Raw genomic sequence first — 17,192 nt, forward strand, 5'->3', positions numbered from 1 at the left:
AAAAAGGGATATATTAAACTCTCGACACTGACTCTATTTGCCTTCATTTGCGCATTTTTTTCCCGCGTACTTCAGCTTTTAAAATTTCCCTCGATTGTTAACTTAGTGCATCTGGCAATAGTTCCCTGGCTGTTTGCTTTTGCTCTGTGGAAAACCAAGATCAAAGACCGACAACAAATTACCATCATTAAAGAAATGGTAGTGGCTCTATTTATTTTTCTGATTATTTCCGTAGCCAGTGCCTTATTAAATGCCGCTGGTTTAATTAATATTGCCGTTAATTTCTTGTTGTTATGTGAACATTTTTTATTTATTGTTATTATTCTGACTGTCCCGATTACTTTGGACAAGTTAAACCAATTGCGTGGCTATATTGTTTTTGCATCCTTCACTAATCTAGCATTTGCCTATGTGCAACAGTATGTTCTGCATCTCCATCTACGCCAGGGATTAGAAGACAATATCAAAGGTGTTTTTATTGCCCAAGGTGCGGGTCATGTCATCGGTGCTTCTGTATCATTAACCTTTGGGATTTACTATTTTTTGGCAGCTAAAAATCTGCCTATATGGTTGCGGGCTGCCGTGGTATTAGCAACTTTTTGGCACATGGTTATTTCTGATGCTAAACAGGTAATTTTAGTGTTTGGTATTGCTGGGGGATTTCTGCTATTAACTAAATTTAAAAATATGGCTGATGCTATTAAATTTGTAATTATTTTTGGGATATTATCTTATGTGTTTTGGTGGGCGATTCATAATGTACCTGAGATGAGTGCTTTTCAAACTTGGATGCGGCCGGAAATTTATGGGCCGGAAGGAGAAGCTACTTTACTGAAATCTGCTACTTTTCGCATTGTTCCGGCTTTCTATGAGTCTCCCCTTCATCCTTTGCTAGGCTTAGGTCCTGGTCACACTGTAGGAAGACTAGGAGGCTGGATGCTACGGGAATATGCGTTTATTTTAAGACCCCTTGGGGCTACTTCCCACCCCGCTACTAATACCATTTGGCAAGCGGTAGGAGCTAGTTGGTTAGGAGATCAATCGAGTATGTTTTCTCCCCTGTTTGGTTGGGCGGGAATTTGGGGAGATGTCGGCTTTTTGGGACTGGCATCATTTTTGTATATTTGGTTTGTGGTTTGGCGTAGACTCTGTTTTGATGATATTTCTAAGTTTCTGGTTTTATGTCCCTTGTCTTTTGGGTTGATTTTTACTCAGATGGAGGAACCAGGTTATATGATTTATCTGGCTTGTATTGTGGTTTTGCGATGGCAAGAATATCACTTTAGTCGTCAATCTACTGAGATTCCTCAACCGCCACGATTAACTATTAAGACTCTTCTGAGACCTCAAGTTTTACTCCGCGCTTTATTGCTAATAGGATAGTGGGGTAATTATTACGGGATTATGATTAACTTAACTTTGAGATAATCTGGGGACTGATTGACCGCCTAGCAGTTGATGGGTTTCTCGCAATAATTGGGGGATTTTATCGGCGTGGGGACTATTTTTTAAACAGTCACTTAAATCTACTTGGTCAATAGTGGCGGCGTTTTGTCCGGGGAACCAATGACCACCATTTCCCAGTAAGTTATAGCGCATTTTACCATATTCGGTCATATCGTATGCGATCGCTAAATTTCTTAACCAGAGAATGATGGGAATATTAATATTATTGGGTGTATCTTCTGGGTTAGGTAAACCCTGATTCCATGTCTTGAACCAATCTTCCCCTAGGGCTTCTATGGCGGTTTTCTCTAACTTTTCTAAAATGGGGGGTAAGATTTCATCCCAACGGTCTAGGAGGTCCATAGCCTGTAAATGTTCATCAAAATCTGTAGGTTTCGATGCGCCTAAACTGAGGGTATGAACTTGGGGATAAGATAAACAAAATAAGTTGTTAAATACAATGGGACTAATGGGAGAACATAGGTCTACTAACTTTTGAGGCGGATCATATAATTTCCCCCCTTTATCAGAAGGACTGATGATAAACACTCCCATATCATGACGGTTGGCGGCTTCAATGGCGCGCCAATTTAGTTGATTGATATAATACCAGTGTAGGTTAACATAGTCGAATTTATCAGTAGCGATCGCATTAACAATAACATCCGTTGGCCCGTGGGTGGAAAACCCAATAAATCTGACTTTTCCTTCTTTTTGCAATTCTTGAGCGACTTCTAAACAGCCACCGGGTCGAATCGAATATTCTAACAGTTCCGGGGTATTAATCCCATGTAGACCCAATAAATCCACATAGTCTAACTGTAAATATTTCAGAGATTTGTCAAAGTCACGGCGAAACTCAGCCGGGTCTGGTTTCGGGGAAACTTTGGTTTGAATAATTAGCCTTTCGCGGGGTAGTTTTGGTAAAATCCAACCCAGTTGCATCTCCGATGTACCATAACCCCTAGCGGTTTCAATATGGTTAATTCCCGACTCTAGGGAACGGCGAATTACCGCTTCTAAATTCCGCTGACTTTCGGGGGGTATTTTTTCAGGAGAGGCATCTTGCCACTGATATTGATACCGCATTCCACCACAGGATAATACAGGCATCGGCAGTTCAGTTCGTCCAAACCTTCTATAGTGCATCATCAGCTATTTATATGGCAACAATTAGGGGAAACAGAAACCAGCGTTTGGGTTTCTATCCCCCAGTTTTTTTTGAGGATTAGGAAATCTCGCGGACAACAGGTTGACCGTCTTTGATTTCTCCCACTAGGATAACATCAGCCACACCGACAAACAAACCATTTTCTAAAACCCCAGGAATATTGTTGAGGGTTTTTTCTAATTCGGCGGGATTATCGATCGCATCAAATTTGACATCAATCACCATATTTCCCTGGTCTGTAATCACAGGTCCAGCTTTTTTGACTCCCATTCTCAGGGTAGGTTTACCCCCAAGTTTGGTAATGGCTGCCATTACCGGAGTCATCGCCATTGGCATAACTTCCACGGGTAATAAAAATGTAGAACCCAGACGATCTACGATTTTAGAACCATCTACAACTACAATAAACTGATCTGCTAAACAGTCTACAATTTTTTCGCGAGTGTGAGCGGCACCACCACCTTTGATTAAATTTTTGTGAGGATCAACCTCATCAGCACCATCAATGGCGATATCAATATGGTCAATTTCATCTAAAGTGGTGAGGGGAATGCCATATTCCTTGGCAAGTACAGAGGCTTGGAATGAGGTGGGAACGCCTTTAATATCTTTGATTTCCCCACTTTTGAGGCGTTCTCCTAAAAATTGAATTGTGTATGCTGTGGTTGACCCCGTTCCCAGTCCGACAATGGAACCGGACTTAACCCGGTCTGCTGCCGCTTTGCCAACCTGTTGCTTCATTAACTTAACGGGGTCTTGTTCTGGACTCATGCTAAATACTCCTAAAGGACAGTTTTGGATAACTGTAGTTTGATCAACAATTTTTACTTTATCGCGTTTTGTACCTTGGCAAACATCATATTTGAGTCAACACCAAAATTATCTGGGGTTGGATAAGTCGCCCTGGTGTTGTATTATATCATAGCAGAGCGGTGGTTTGAATAAGTGATAATTTGGGGTAACTGTTGGACGGTTGCCAATTCTACCTAATACGCTGACAGATTATTATTAGTTGTATCAACACGCATTTGAGGAAAGTTAGTGAATTCAGAGCAGATTAAGGTTTATTGTTGTCAGGGCCAGGTTTTTTTTAGTCGGGGTGATTATCCAGCTAGTATTGAGGCTTATATGAAGGCTTTAGAACTGGATATTAAAAATGCCGATGTTTATATCATGTTGGCAGAATCATATATTTATAATCAGGAAATTGATGCAGCTATTTCGGCTTTAGAAAAGGCTTTAAAATTACAGCCTGATTTGGCTGGGGCTTATATGCGAGTTGGCAATGCTCTGCAAATGTGTAATTGTCTGGATTTGGCTATTTGGGCTTATACTCAAGGGTTGGAAATTGAGCCAAATTATAGCATAGCTTATAGTAATTTGGGTGGTGTTTATTATCAGCAACAGAGATGGCATGAGGCGATTAATTGTTATCAGAAATGCCTGGGAATTGATCCTGATTTTGCGATTGTTCATTGGATGCTAGGAAATGCTTTGATTAAATCAGGGGATATGGCGGGCGCTATTACCTGTTATCAGCGGGCGATTAACCTACAAGACAGACCGGATTTTTATCGCAAACTGGCGGAAGCGCTAGAGAAAAATGGTCAGATTAATGAGGCGATCGCCAATTATAAAACCGCCCTCAAACTTGATGCTAATAATAGTGATATTATCGGGAAAATTGCCGAATTAAAATCCCGGCTAGAAACTCCGGTTTCCGGGTCTATCAGTGAATCGATGAATTTTATAGAAGATGCTACCGATAGTTTTGATGAACAGGGGGTAGATTTTTCGGGTCAAGTCTTAGAAGGGGAATTACACTATCAGGAAGAAACCCAGGAATCAGAGGATTTAGTTACCCCTCCCACTGAACAGTTATTAATTCAAGCAGATGCAAAATTTTGGGCACAAAAGCCGATAAATCCCAGGGTATTATCCTTACAAAAACAAGCAGAATTATATTTATCTCAGGGCAAATTAGAGGAAACTGTTGCCACCTGTCAGCAAATCTTAAAACTCGATCCTAATTTTTTATTTGTCTATGTAGTCCTGGGTAATGCCTTACATTTTCAAGGCAAAATATCCTCAGCCATTCGCGCCTACAATCAAGCCTTAGAAATTCATCCCGATTTTGCGGAAGTTCATGCTAATCTAGCGACCATGTATCTGCAAAATGGGCAGGTAAATGAAGCGATCGCCGCTTATCAAAAGTCCATTGAGATTAAACCGGACTTGGCGGCGGTACATTGGAATTTAGGGAGAGTTTATCAACAATTAGGAAATACAGAAGCCGCCATTAATTCCTGGAAAATCGCCTTAGAATTAAAACCCGATTTAGTAGAAGCCGACTTTCACTTTGAGTTAGGCAATATTCTGGCGCGACGGGGTGAATATGAACCAGCGATCGCCAGTTATCAACGGGCAATTTCCCGGAAACCCAATTGGGCGGAACCCTATGCTAATATCGGCTGTTTACGGGTGCAGCAAGACCGCTTAAAAGAGGCTTTAGACCAGTTACAAAAAGCCATTGCTCTCAGCCCCAAAATGCCGGAACTGTATCTACACACCGCCCGCATTTTTACCAAACTCCGCCGCCACCAAGATGCCATTAATCACTATCAAAAAGTAATTGAACTCCAACCCAATTTTCCCGATGCCTATGCTAATTTAGCGAATATGCAGGCAATCCTTGGACAACTACCAGAGGCGATCGCTAACTATCAAAAAACCCTACAATTAAAACCAGAATGGGCAGAAGTTTACTGTCGTCTCGCCCATATTCAAAAACAAAAGGAACCCAAAGAAGCCGTAGCCAACCTAGAAAAAGCGCTGGAACTTAAACCAGATTTTGCCGAAGCCTATCAACAACTCTGTGATCTTCTCAGCCATTCCACCAATTTAGGAAAAGCCAGAAAGGTAGCCGATCGCTACTGGGAAAACTGCGGTAAAACTCTACCCGTCCTATGCGCGATCGCCTATATTTTTTCCTATACTCAATCAGGCGCTTGTGAACAGGCATTAGCCAAACTCGAACACTTAGAAACCATCTGCAATAACAGCATGGAAACCCTCACAGAAATCGAAATCAGGCTAATTTATGAAATCATTTTATTTACAGTTCCCCACCTCCGGGATAACTTAGAAGGAAACGCCCAATTTTATCAGATAATTTGTCAATCTTATTACCAAGAACCCATAGCCACTCCCCCGTCTATTTATGCCGAACCGCGTTCCCCTTTAAAAATCGGTTTTCTTTCCAAACATTTTCGCCGCCATTCCGTGGGTTGGTGTGCCGAAGGAGTCATCAAAGAAATGTCCGCAATTACCCCCCATATTAATTTATATATTAGTGGCATACTGCACCCCGATGAGGTAACAGCCAGATATGAACAAACCGTCGCTAAATGCTATTGGCCGAAATCCTATCCCAATGGTTTTGCCTCCGCAGAAGAATTAAGTCAAGAAATCCGAAGCGATCGCATTGATGTATTAGTTGATCTCGACTCAGTAACCATTCCTGTAAACGTGCAAGTTTTGCATAAATCCCCCGCCCCAGTTTGTGTAACTTGGTTAGGATTTGATGCCCCCTATCTCACCAGTAACCATTATCTAATTTGTGACCAACATACTCACCCACCCGGAATAGAAAAACATTATCTCGAACGCCTAGTTAGGCTACCAGATACCGCCGTAGCCATAGCCGGACTTCCCACCCGTCCCGTAGATAGAAACATGGTGAGACAACAGTTAAATATCCCCCCAAATGCCGTAGCTTATCTATGCGTTGCGCCGGGGCGAAAAACCAATGGGGAGATGATCAAAGCCCAGGTTAATATTCTGCGATCGGTTCCCAATAGTGTATTAATTCGCAAAGGTCAAGGGGATGCCCAACTACTGCGAGAAATGTATAACCAAGCCTGCGAAGACCTAGGAGTTGACATCAATCGTTTAATCTTTTTAGGACTCACCAAAACCGAAGAAGAACACCGGGCGATTTATAAAGTTGCGGATGTCATGTTAGATTCCTACCCCTACAATGGAGGAACCCATAACCTAGAGGCATTATGGTCAGAATTACCCGTAGTCACCAGGTCAGGTAGACAGTATTTATCGCGGATGGGTTATGCTTTCCTAAAATCAGTTAACCTTGATATAGGTGTAGCTTGGAGTTGGGAAGAATACACCCAACTAGGGATTGAATTTGGTCAAAATGCCACATTAAGACAGCAAATTAGTAACCATTTAGCCAGAGTTAAACAACCAGAAACTCTCGCCCCCTTGTGGAATCCTAAACAGTTAGCCATTCAAATGTATCGAACCTTTGAACAATTAAGGCGCGTGACTAATTAGGAACATCTCGCCCAGAAACGTTATCATGGACGATAGCACAATTAACTGTTGAGTTGGACCACTAAGGTCGCTATCGTGGAACATCCCGTTTCATCTACTGTTCACTGTATTAACCCCAAATGCCCTAAACCCCATGGCCAGCCTTGGGGTAATAGGTTTTGTCAAAGTTGCGGTGCGCCATTGCAACTCAACGATCGCTATATTCCCTTAAACAGTCTAGGAAGTGGCGGCTTTTCCAGGCTGTACACCATTTGGGACTTGAAAACCCAATCCGAAAAAGTCCTGAAAGTCCTCGTGCAACCCGACCCCAAAGCCCTAGAATTATTTGAACAAGAAGCCAGAGTTTTGGCATCCCTACAGCATTCGGGAGTCCCACGGGTAGTCCCAGACGGCTATTTTTTCCTACGAAGACGCAACCGTAACCCCTTACAACTTCCCTGCTTAATCATGGAAAAAATTAACGGCCTTACTCTCGAGGAAATTCTCGCCGAATATCCCCAAGGCTGTCCTGAAGAGTTGGTCATGCTGTGGCTGCATCAGGCTTTGGATATTTTGCGGGAGTTACACAAACGGGGAATTGTACACCGAGACCTGAAACCGTCTAACCTGATGTTGCGTTTACCCCACCCGCAAACCCTCGACTACAGCCAGCTTGCGGATAGTCCCTTGGTGATGATTGACTTTGGCGGCGCGAAACAAATTGGGACTTTAGTCCATAGCGATCGAGAAACTACCCCCAGAAGCCACACCCGCCTAGTTTCTCCCGGTTATAGTCCCCCGGAGCAAATAGTTGGGGCCGCCATAACTCCGGCCACCGATTTTTATGCTTTGGGGCGAACCTGTATCCACCTGTTAACGGGTCTGTTTCCCGCCGAACTTGAAGACCCCATGACCGGAAAATTGCAATGGCAACATCGGGTGGCCGTGACTCCCGGCTTTGCCGAATTACTTGATTGTATGGTCGAAAATGATGTGAATGAGCGCCCCCAAAATGCTGATGATATTCAAACCTATCTATTCCGCATCGCCAGGATGAAAAGGCATCCCCGCCGGATGATGTCCTTTCCTCAACTGTTTCTTGATGTCATCAAAACTGCATTAATTGAAGTCGATCGCATTATCTGGGGGGGATTGAAATTGGTTGGGCGCAGCCTCCTGGCTATATCTCAGGCTATCACCGAAACCCTTTGGCAAATCGGGTTGGCTAGTTCAGGAGGAATGCTGGGGGCGGGGTTAGGGTTAATTTTAGCCTATCAATCTCCCCTCGGTCAAATATTAGGGGATTTACTCAAGCCTTCTTTACCCCTGTTGTTTAGTCATCTATCTAACAATTTGGGCGCGGAAATTATAGTGTTAAGTTTAGCCGGATTAGGCACAGGTTTAGGCTTGACCGATGGCGCAGGTTTTCAGCAACGCCGTCACTATAAATGGGCGGGCGTGATGGGTGTATTCGGATATTTAACGGGGGGGTTACTGTGGCGCATTATCAGTACCATCTCCCTAGTGCCAGGGTTTGGCAATTTGGCTATGGCGAGATGGTTTTGTATAGGAATGACTACCGTGATTTTAACCTGGGGATTGGATTGGAAAAGCCATCGCTCGGTTTATGCGATCGTTTCCGCCAGCGCCACCAGCGCTATTTTTTGGGGTTTAGCTAACTTGAATATCCTGCCCATTTATCTATTACAATTTCCCCAAGTCAGTCTGATAGCCGAGTGGGTACAGTTCAGGTATGCTATTACTTTTGTGGGTTTATTGGGCTGCACTATAGCTTTATCTTTGGCAGTAATTCACTATACAATTATCCCGATTTTACGCCTGATAGGATGGAAATAGACATCAGCAATAATCCCCCCGCTGAGAGAATTGTTTATCTGTATAGTTTATCATCAAATATAGGTAAAGTAAACCAGAATGTTGCCCCTTCCTTCGGAGTGGCGATCGCCCCGATTTTACCACCGTGGGCGTTGATAATTTGCCGACACAAATATAAACCCAAACCTAACCCTTGAATATTCCCCACAGTTCGCCCCCGTTTATATAAATCAAAAATCCCCTCTAATTCCTGTTCACTCATACCATTACCATTGTCTTGAACAGTGCATCGGACTAACTTAACCCGGGTATTTTTAGGGGAGATAACTTCTGTAATCAACTCCGCTGACAGAGTGATGATAATACCAGGAGGATTATATTTAATCGCATTAGATAACAGATTATCAAAAACCCTCCATAGCTGATTAGGGTCAGCGTTAACCGAGGGTAAATTTTCCGATATTTGATTATTAATTGCCGCCTGTTCTTTTTGTAAGATTAGCTCTAATTCCAGGGATAATCTGTTAGTAAAGTGACGCAAATTTAAGGATTGACAATTTAAATGAATCCCCTTTAATTCTATATTGCTGGTTTGCACTAGGGAATTAATCAAAGCCAATTGGCGAGTGCAACTGTTAGCCATACGCTTTAAAATTGATGGGGCTACAGGTAATTCATCATAATTTTCTGGTATTTTTTTGAGGAGATTTTGCAGCACCATTAACATTCCAGTAACCGGATTTCGTAAATCATGGGACATCGCATGAATATAAATTCGCAGGGCAGATTCTATCTTTTGGCGCTCCCTAATTTCTCGCTCTAATTGCTGATTTTGGGTGATTAATTGCTGTTTTTGTTGACTAATGGTTAATTGAGTTCTCACCCTAGCCAATACTTCCTGAACATGAAAGGGTTTAGTAATATAATCTACCCCTCCCACATCAAAAGCTAATACCTTATCCATAGTATCACTCAACGCACTCAGAAAAATAATAGGAATCTCCCGAGTTGTCGGGTCATCTTTTAAATATTTAGCTACCTGATAACCGTCTAATTCTGGCATCATAATATCCAGTAAAATTAAATCAGGTGTTTCCGCTTCTACAGCCTGTAGCGCCCGCTGACCATTGATAGCCTTACGGACTTTATAGCCCTGTTCTAGCAACATTTGGGAGAGGAGGCGGAGGTTCTCGGGAATATCATCAACAATCAAAATATCCGGTTGAAACTCGGAACTAATATCACGACTCATATTCGCAATCCCTATAATAAAACTATTACTATGACCCTAGGGCAGCATCGGATCTGCTTTCCGATCAAATCAAAGTTTTCGTAACATCATTTATTGTATCTAATCGAAAATTATTTACCAACTCCGTGAGAGTGGCCACTAATTCCGTTTCCGATTCGGGAATTTCAGTAATTAATTGGAATACCTCCGCATCATCCCCAGAAATTGCCGCCTTATGAAGCCGTTTTAGCCAATCAAAAGACATAACCATTAAAGCCTGCGGTGTCAGCGCGCGCAGTGATTGAGAAGAGACGCTAGGGGGGTTAGGTTCCATCAGATAACGGTAGCGCAGACCTAAATGAATTGCCATTTTTTCCAGTAAATCAGGATTCTGAAAAGGTTTGCGTAGGATATCATCACAGCCAGCATTGATAATATCTACCTCCTGTTCACTTAGGGCGCTGGCGGTGAGAGCAATTATTTTAACTGTATCACCAAAGGGGCGCGATCGAATTTGGCGGGTCGCCTCATAGCCATCCATAATTGGCATCCGCATATCCATCCAAATTAGTTGGGGTTTATGACTTTCCCAAGTGGCGATCGCCTCCCGACCATTTTCTGCTTCCAAAACCTCAAATCCTAAAGTTTCTATAATTCTAGCTACCAATAGTCGATTTTCTGGCACTTCATCCACTACCAAAATCCTGTAATTTTGACCATCAGATTCAATGGCAATTTTCCGGCTACACATAGGAGTAATAATCAACGGCTGGACTGTAGCTAAATCTAAGGGAATCTCAAAAATAAATTTACTCCCCACACCCATAGTGCTATCAACTGTAATATCTCCTCCCATCAACTGCACAAATTTTCGACTAATTGGCAATCCTAACCCGGTTCCTTCCTGAGAATATTTACCCGTTTCTGTTTGCACAAAAGCATCAAATAAAGCATCGATTTCCTGGGGGGAAATTCCTGGGCCTGTATCTTCAACTATAAACTGCATCAGTACAGTATTAGAATCTGTATGAGCTTCTTTAGGTGTCGGTAGAGTCTTAGTGTATAATGTCACTTCCCCGGCGGTCGTAAATTTAATAGCATTGGCGAGTAAATTGATTAAAACTTGTCGCAGCTTTTTCTCATCACCTAACAGATACCGAGGCAAATCTAAGGGGCGATTAATATTTAATACAATATCTTTATGGGCAGCTTTTAACTTAAACATTTCCTCCAGGGTTTCCAGAAGCCTATGCAGGTCAAAATGATTCATTTCTAAAGTGATTTTTCCCGCTTCAATTTTGGATAAATCCAGAATATCATTAATGAGTTCTAGGAGGTGTTCACCACTGCGATTAATAATTGCTAATTCCTGGGAACCTTCAGCAAATATGGGGTTATCAGACATCAATTGACTAAACCCCAGAATCGCATTAAGGGGGGTTCTTAATTCATGGCTCATATTCGCTAAAAATGTACTTTTGGCACGGTTCGCAGCATCGGCGGCGCGTCTGGCTTCTTCTAGGGCAATATTTTGGGTAGCTAGTTTCAGTCTTTGTTGTTTTTCTCGTTCTAATAAATTGGCTTGGGCGAGGGCTATTCCCATTTTAGCAGCTACTGATTCTAAAAGGTCGATTTCTTCATCTGTCCAGGTGCGACTGTTGCTACATTGACTTAGATAAATTGCGCCGTTGGGTTGACTGCGATAGGATGTGCGAATAGCTAAAAGAGATTGGATCTCAAATTGCTGGCAAAACTCTAAGGCTCCTTGTAGGTTTTTATCTGTGTTAATATTTTCGTGAGTGATGGCGATATCCTGACTAAGAATCCTATCAATATAGGGATAATCTTCGAGGGGATATTCCTGATTTAAAATCGGGGGATACTCGCATTTTAAATATTCGGCAACGGCTTTAATTTGGGGTGTGGGGCTAGATAAATAAGTGTAAATCGTACAGCGATCGACTCCGAAAGTTTGACCAATACGGTTGGCTGCAGTTTGAAAAATTTGCTGGGGATCTAGGCTAGATCTGAGTTCCTCCGTGATTTGTCGCAGCAGTCTTTCCCTCTCAAATTGGCGGCGGAGAGCTTCTTCCGCTCGACGGCGATCTGTGATATCATTACTGCTAGAAAGTAGACATTCTTGGCTGTTTAAATTAATGATATCTGCCGAAACTAATCCGCTTCTAATCTCGCCATTTTTAGTTCTAAATTCTAGTTCAAAGTTGCGGACTTGACGATTTTGGGCTATAAGATCTAACATCTCTGACCGTTGCTCAGAATATACCCATAGGTTGAGTTCGTCCAGGGTGCGATTGATAATTTCTTCCGCATTGTATCCGGTGACTAGGCAAAAACTTTCATTAACTTCTAGGTGAATACCATCATCAAGACGACTAATTGTAATGGGGTGAGGGGCTGCATGAAAGGCTGTCGAAAATTTTTGTTCTGACTCCCTAAGTGCAGCTTCTGCAGCTTTACGTTCTCGGACTGCGGCTTCGGCAATTTTAACTTTTTGCTCGAGTTGTTGAGTACGTTCGGCAACTTTTTGTTCTAATCTATAGGAGTATTCCTGAAGTTGACTATAGGAAAGTTTTAATTGTCCCCGCATTTGTTTAAAAGACCTAGCCAGGGTGCGGAGTTCTTGAGTGCAACTATTTCCAACTTTCTGATTCCAGTTACCCCTAGATAGGGCGTTAGCCGCTTTTGCTAAATCGATAATGGGGCGAGTAATCCACTCTCCGGTCATCCATCCTATGGCGATCGCTACTGCTAAAGCAATCACCGATAATCCCATGGTAAGGCGGGTATTATTTTGGATATTTTGCATAAAATCGGCTTCGGGAATCACCACCACAATCAACCATGTTAAACCTCGTTCATCCCGAAAAGGTAGCAGTTTTATATATTGAGTTTCACCATTAAATGGGATTTTTCTAAAATAAGAATTATCGATGCGATCAAATCTATCAAATTCATCTTTTAAATATTTACTGATTTCTTGAATTAAAGGGTTTGCACTAACTAAAGCAGCCTTTCTAATTATGCGATCGTCTTCCTGTGTAAACAGGGGTTCTGAGGTAGAACTTGCTACTAATAAACCTTCATGATCAATAATAAATGCCTTTCCCATTTCTCCCATATCTAAACTATTCAAAACTTGACCAATATAAGACAGACTGATGACAATACTCATGACTCCATCAGCTTCCGTGGAATCAGGGGAAGAAGAAATAATTTGACTAGCACTAATTTGCAGAATTGGGGGGGGTTCAAACCGGGTATAAATTGGGCTCCAAACAGGTTTATCAGTGCCGATCGCCACCCGATACCAGGGTCGTAGACGAGGATCATAATCGGGATCAATATAATCTGGTGGTTGCCTATTAATTGCCTCTAAGCTATTGTAGCGATATAAATCAAAGTTGGTAGATGCCCCAGCAATTCCTACTTGTAATTGACCATCTTTAGTGCGGGAAGTTGAGCGATATTCTCCCTGTTCATTACCAATAGAAATAATATCAATTGATTCAAAAAACTTGGCTTTTCTCCAGAAATACAATTCCCATCCTGATAAATCTTCAATATCTAATAATCCCAAAGCTACCGCATCTTGGATATCCTGACCTACTATAAAAGGAATTTCTAAGTAGTGAGTTATATTTTCTTCAATGCGATTTACAATTTCGACAATCAACCGATGGGCTAAATCATCAACGGCTTTCTGTCCGTTTTTGAAAGACAGATATCCCACGACACCAACAGTGGCAAAAATTTGGACTACAAAAGGGATAACTAACAGTCCCCGCAGCGATATTTTAGAGGATATCCCGGTAATTAAGCGACGACGGATAGACCACATTTTGGGGATACGCATCATAGCTAGGTGAGTGATTATATGATATAATAGGGGAAGTTGAGAGCTAATTTTAGTCCCAACTTCCCTATCTATAAACTATCAGGTTTTAGCCTAAACTGCATTCAAGCCTAACATTCCTTTGAGGGTAAAGTAGGTAAATAAGAAGACACTTATCAGTAAACCTAACAGGGCGATCGCTGTCACGGGACGGTTTAAAAGAGGTTTGAGACGTTCAAACAGGAAATAAAAAATCCCCAGAGTAAAGGTGATCAGGTAGCGGGGATAGCGGGATACATTCTGAAAAAAGTCTTGCATAGGTTAATCTAATTAAATGGCTAGGGAGTGACATCAGTATACCATTATAATTAATTAACTGGGCAACTGTTGCTAGTTGCCCCTAGGGATGTCGTCAAAAATTGGGTTAATTTAGGCGATCGCCTGATTCGAGATCAAACCAGTGCATCTGTTTTCGAGATAGGCTTAATTTTACCTGTTCACTTTCCCAAAGTAGGTCAGCCGGAATCACCGCCCGCAGAGTTTGTTCAGAGCCGTTAATGCGGACACTCAAAAGTTTTTCTTTCCCCAAGTCTTCAATTAAATAGACCTGTCCTTCAACTAGATCGGCATCGGCTTCTTCTCCTAAAGATACATCCTCTGGACGAATCCCAAAAACCACAGCTTTTGGGGAAGTTTGTAAATAAGGTAAAGTTAAACCAAACTCTCCTAAAATTGCCTGATTGTCGTGACAGTCTAAGGTTAATAAATTCATTTGAGGACTCCCCACAAATCCGGCTACAAACCGATTAGCCGGCTGCATATAAATCTCAGTAGGAGAGGCTAACTGCTGCAAATACCCATCATAAAGTACCGCAATTTTACTAGAAAGAGTCATGGCTTCCGTTTGGTCATGGGTGACATAAACCACAGGTTTTTGTTGAGATTCAAATAACTGTTTGAGGTCGGCGCGGACTTGTTCCCGCAACAGCGCATCCAAATTACTCAGAGGTTCATCTAACAGGAAAACATCAGGGTTACGCACTAGCGATCGGGCTAAAGCCACCCGCTGACGCTGACCCCCCGAAAGTTGTCCGGGTTTACGCTCTAATAGATGTTGAATTCCCAAACGGTTCGATACATCATTAACCCGTTTTTCAATTTCTATGCTATCAACTTTCCGCAATTTCAAAGAGGTTGAAATGTTTTCATAAACCGTCATGTGAGGATATAACGCATAACTCTGAAATACCATCGCCATATTGCGTTTACCAGGGGGAATATTGGTTAAATCTTCTCCCCCTAAAATTACCTGACCCTGGGTGGGTTCATCTAACCCAGCAATCATCCTTAATAGGGTTGATTTCCCACAACCAGAGGGACCCAGAAGAGTGAGAAACTCCCCATCATTAACATTAACACTTACATCTTTAACGGGGATGACATTATGAGCGAATTGTTTACGCAGGTTTTTGAGTTCTAATTTAGCCATGATTTCGATAATTACAGAACAGTGATTGAGGTGATTTTAGCCTTTGACAGCGCCGGCTGTGATTCCTTGAACAATACGACGTTGGAACATTAACACTAAAATAACCAGGGGAATAGTTCCAGTTACGGTAGCAGCAGCAATAGGACCATAGGGGATTTCAAAAATAGATGCACCTCCAATTTGTGCAACGGCTACCGGAATGGTATACATTTCTTCGCGGCTGATAAAGGTGAGAGCAAAAATAAACTCATTCCAGGCGAAAATAAAGGTGAGAATTCCGGTGGTTACTAAAGCAGGTATGGTCATGGGTAGAACTATCTGTAACAGCATCCCAACGGTTCCATATCCGTCAATTTTGGCGGAGTCTTCTAGGTCTTTTGGTAGTTGTTGGAAAAAACTTCTCAAGACCAAAATTGTCAGGGGTAAATTAATGGCAGTGTAGGGGATAATTAGGGCGATGTAGTTGTTACCTAATCCCATAAATTTGACAATTTCCAGCAACCCTAAAAATAGGAGAACATAGGGAAACAAACTGATAATTAGGACAAAGCCGAGGATCACATTTTCTCCGGGTATTTTTAATCTAGTTAGGGTGTAGGCGGCGGGGGCCCCAACTCCTAAACATAGAAAGGTTGAAATGAGCGAAACTAAAGCACTATTAAACACATAGCGCAGAAAGTGCCAGCCTAAACTTTGATAGTGTTGAAAGGTGAGTTGATCCAGACTGGGAAAATAAACATTGGGAATGGTGGAAATAGATTCATTGGTTTTTAAAGAAGTTAGCAACTGCCATAACACGGGCGCTAGACAAAATATGATGGTGAGAATCACACCTATCCACAGAAAAATCCGACCCCAGTTGATTTGGCTTTTGCTATCAGTTTCTGAGGATTGATTAGCAACGGTCATTGATTATTTACCTCCCATAACATTTAAGCGAGTTCTTGATAGGAAAAAGGCAGCGATCGCCACAGCTAAAATCAGCAGTAAAAAGGTGACTACAACTAAGGCAGCACCATAGCCAAAATCCAGATATCGGCGCACCGTAGCATAGATATAAATAGACACGGTTTCTGTAGCCCCACCGGGTCCCCCGCCAGTCATGACTTGCACCAAGTCAAAAATACCAAATGCTTGGGCAAACCGAAACAGTAAAGCAATGATAATTTGAGGCATAACTAAGGGGATGGTAATTTGCCAAAAACTCTGCCACTGGTTAGCGCCATCAATAGCATGGGCTTCGTATAAATCACTAGAAATCGACTGCAAACCAGCTAGGAGAATAATGGCAATAAAAGGGGTGGTTTTCCACACATCAGCGATAATCATAGCTAACATGGCGCGGGTAGGATCGCCTAGCCAAGTAATGGGGCTATCAATGAATCCTAAGCGGGTCAGAATATCATTAACTACCCCATACTGATCATTAAAAATCCACGCCCAAGCTAACCCCATCACGGCTGTAGGTAACGCCCAAGGAATTAGGGAAGATGTGCGGACAAAACCTCGCCCAAAAAAGGCTTGATTTAGCACTAATGCGATGCCCATACCAATCACCAATTCTAAGAAAATAGAGATGATGGTAAAAACGCTAGTATTCCACATGGTTTGCCAAAATCGACCATCTCCAATTAGGCGCTGATAGTTGGATAATCCCGCAAAAATTGGTTGTAATTGAGTGCCTAAATTATTGGTAAATAAACTCAACCAAAATGCCCTACCTATCGGATAAATAAACACAAAGCCAAGAATTATCAAAGCTGGTGCTATTAAGATCCATCCGGTGAGTTTCTCTTGGCGTTCCATCTGATTGTTAATTCTTTCATTCATGATT

Annotated in this window: 11 protein-coding genes; 3 read left to right on the top strand and 8 right to left on the bottom strand. The window is 42.1% G+C overall.

Annotated elements, in window-relative coordinates; translation table 11 throughout:
- Positions 1-105 precede the first annotated feature (105 nt).
- On the top strand, positions 106-1,383 hold the full coding sequence (locus HFV01_RS23365) for a hypothetical protein (RefSeq protein WP_231296436.1): 1,278 nt from the start codon (positions 106-108) through the stop codon (positions 1,381-1,383).
- A 30-nt stretch (positions 1,384-1,413) separates the two neighbouring features.
- Here the strand turns inward: HFV01_RS23365 and HFV01_RS23370 are convergent, their stop codons facing one another.
- Positions 1,414-2,595: an aldo/keto reductase gene (locus HFV01_RS23370; RefSeq protein ID WP_035758774.1), complete on the bottom strand. Its 1,182-nt coding sequence runs from the start codon at positions 2,593-2,595 to the stop codon at positions 1,414-1,416.
- A gap of 79 nt (positions 2,596-2,674) precedes the next feature.
- Positions 2,675-3,388 carry a ribose-5-phosphate isomerase RpiA gene (rpiA, locus tag HFV01_RS23375; RefSeq protein WP_006621611.1) on the bottom strand — a complete coding sequence of 238 codons (714 nt, stop codon included), beginning with the start codon at positions 3,386-3,388 and terminating at the stop codon, positions 2,675-2,677.
- Between the two features lie 270 nt (positions 3,389-3,658).
- Between rpiA and HFV01_RS23380 the strand changes: the two genes are divergently transcribed.
- Entirely contained in the window at positions 3,659-6,970 is a 3,312-nt protein-coding gene (locus HFV01_RS23380) for a tetratricopeptide repeat protein (protein WP_193520428.1), read from the top strand.
- A gap of 75 nt (positions 6,971-7,045) precedes the next feature.
- Entirely contained in the window at positions 7,046-8,806 is a 1,761-nt protein-coding gene (locus tag HFV01_RS23385; RefSeq protein ID WP_006621613.1) for a serine/threonine protein kinase, read from the top strand.
- Positions 8,807-8,840: 34 nt separating this feature from the next.
- On the opposite strand, the gene HFV01_RS23390 is transcribed toward HFV01_RS23385, so the two are convergent.
- The 6 genes from HFV01_RS23390 to HFV01_RS23415 form a co-directional block, all read right to left on the bottom strand.
- Complete coding sequence (locus tag HFV01_RS23390; RefSeq protein ID WP_006621614.1) at positions 8,841-10,037, bottom strand: hybrid sensor histidine kinase/response regulator; 1,197 nt, start codon at positions 10,035-10,037, stop codon at positions 8,841-8,843.
- Between the two features lie 64 nt (positions 10,038-10,101).
- Positions 10,102-13,893 (bottom strand): ATP-binding protein, encoded by a 3,792-nt coding sequence (locus HFV01_RS23395; RefSeq protein WP_006621615.1) that lies wholly within the window; start codon positions 13,891-13,893, stop codon positions 10,102-10,104.
- A 90-nt stretch (positions 13,894-13,983) separates the two neighbouring features.
- A complete protein-coding gene (locus HFV01_RS23400) occupies positions 13,984-14,187 on the bottom strand; it encodes a DUF751 family protein (RefSeq protein ID WP_006621616.1) in 204 nt (67 codons plus the stop codon).
- 106 nt (positions 14,188-14,293) lie between these two features.
- Positions 14,294-15,358: an ABC transporter ATP-binding protein gene (locus HFV01_RS23405; RefSeq protein WP_006621617.1), complete on the bottom strand. Its 1,065-nt coding sequence runs from the start codon at positions 15,356-15,358 to the stop codon at positions 14,294-14,296.
- A 36-nt stretch (positions 15,359-15,394) separates the two neighbouring features.
- Positions 15,395-16,267: a carbohydrate ABC transporter permease gene (locus tag HFV01_RS23410; RefSeq protein WP_006621618.1), complete on the bottom strand. Its 873-nt coding sequence runs from the start codon at positions 16,265-16,267 to the stop codon at positions 15,395-15,397.
- Between the two features lie 3 nt (positions 16,268-16,270).
- On the bottom strand, positions 16,271-17,188 hold the full coding sequence (locus tag HFV01_RS23415; RefSeq protein WP_006621619.1) for a carbohydrate ABC transporter permease: 918 nt from the start codon (positions 17,186-17,188) through the stop codon (positions 16,271-16,273).
- Positions 17,189-17,192 lie beyond the last annotated feature (4 nt).

Origin of the sequence: Limnospira fusiformis SAG 85.79 (assembly GCF_012516315.1) — a bacterium.
Taxonomy (GTDB): Bacteria; Cyanobacteriota; Cyanobacteriia; order Cyanobacteriales; family Microcoleaceae; genus Limnospira; species Limnospira fusiformis.